At 36.5% G+C, this 1,725-nt stretch carries 1 pseudogene; it reads right to left on the minus strand.

Annotated features, from left to right (window positions below):
* Positions 1-1,725, minus strand: a pseudogene (locus WA340_RS03840) (hypothetical protein); the annotation flags it as partial.

Raw genomic sequence — 1,725 nt, forward strand, 5'->3', positions numbered from 1 at the left:
TTGATAGCTGTTCCTGGATTATCTGGATCTTCGTTTGTGTGCATTGTTGCGTCTGCTATTGCATTACTTCCTGTTAATGCATCGTCTAAACTTGTGTAGTAACTTGCTGTTACACCTGCTTCTCCATTTATGATAGCAACTTCGTATGTCGTTAAATCAAATGCTTCTATCATATCATTTGGTCCTACTATGTTTACATCATCACACAACTCTAAATCTGTTGGATCTGGTGTTGGTGTTGGGTTTGGTAATACGCGTATAGTTAATGTTGTTAATGAGAAGCATCCTGTATCATTATCCGTTACTCTTACATGTACTGTTTGTGCGCCTGGATCTGTATTTTGATACATCGTTGGATCTGGTATTGCGTTAGTGTCTGCTTGTGCATCTGCTAGTGTTTCGTAATACGTCACTGTCCAACTTCCTACACCGCCTGTAATTTCATCATTCTTTACTGTTAAATCAAATACAGCATACTGATCATTGTTCTCATAGTAATTAGCATCTAACTCATCACATATTGATAATGCGGTTGGCTGTACTATGACTGGTGGAAACTCTACTCTAATTTCAAATTCTCCTAAACTTACACATCCATTTATATTACTTTCTAATCGTATATAAATAGTTTGTGGATTACTCTGATTGGTATAGTTACCTGTGTTTACTATTGGATTTGTTCCAGTTTCTGCTTGGGCTTGTGTCACATGATAGGTTAACACATAATCTGCTGGGTTTTGCGTCCCTAATATTTGTGGCGTCATTACTGTGTTAAAATCAAATTGATTAAACCCATCATCGTCATCATCACATATAACATAATCTTCTAAATCTGTTGGGATAACTGGTGACTCCTCTACTATTAAATCCATTGTTACTATTGTATAACATCCTGTTATATCATTCTCTGCTCTTACATAAATAGTTTGAACGTCTGGATCTATATTCTCGTAAGGCAATGTGCTTGGTATTGGATCTGTTGCGTTTTGTGCATTGGTTAAGGTTTCATAATAACTAATACTAATGTCTGGCTCTCCGTTAATAATGGTGGTTGTTTGACTGTCTAAATCAAATTCGGTATAAAAACCATCATTATCATCATCACAAGCTACTAATGGTGATGGTGTTGCTGGTGATGGTAATGGGTTTACTCTTAAATCTAAAGTAATTGTACTTACACATCCGGTAACATCATCTTCTGCTCTTACATATACGGTCTGTGGGTTTGGTCCGTTTGTATATGGACTAAAAATCTGTGCGGCTGCATCTGCTGTATTTGCTCCTGCTTGTGTATCATAGTATGTTAACGTAATACCCGTTTGCCCATTTAGGATTTGTGCATTAGCATCTTCTAACGTAAATACTTCTTGCTCATCTCCTGGATTATTGTAATCACATAGATTTAATGGATCTGGTTGTACTAATACTGGTAATGGATTAACTATTAAGTTTAAATCGGTCACTGTATAGCATCCTGTAGCATTATATTCTACTCGTACCCATATTGTTTCCATATCCGGTGTAACATTGGTATAGTTTGATGGTGTGCCTATTGCATTTGACGGTGCTTCTGCATCTGCTTCTGACTGATAGTAAGTAATGGTTACCTCTGATGGGTCTATATCATTACTTGTATCTGAGTCTAATAGGTTTAATAGCTCGTCATTTGCTTGTGTTAAATCAAATGCAGCTAATCCATCGGTATCATCATCACATTCTTCTAAT

The sequence above is a fragment of the Mesoflavibacter sp. CH_XMU1422-2 genome (genome assembly GCF_037029245.1).
Taxonomy (GTDB): Bacteria; Bacteroidota; Bacteroidia; order Flavobacteriales; family Flavobacteriaceae; genus Mesoflavibacter; species Mesoflavibacter zeaxanthinifaciens.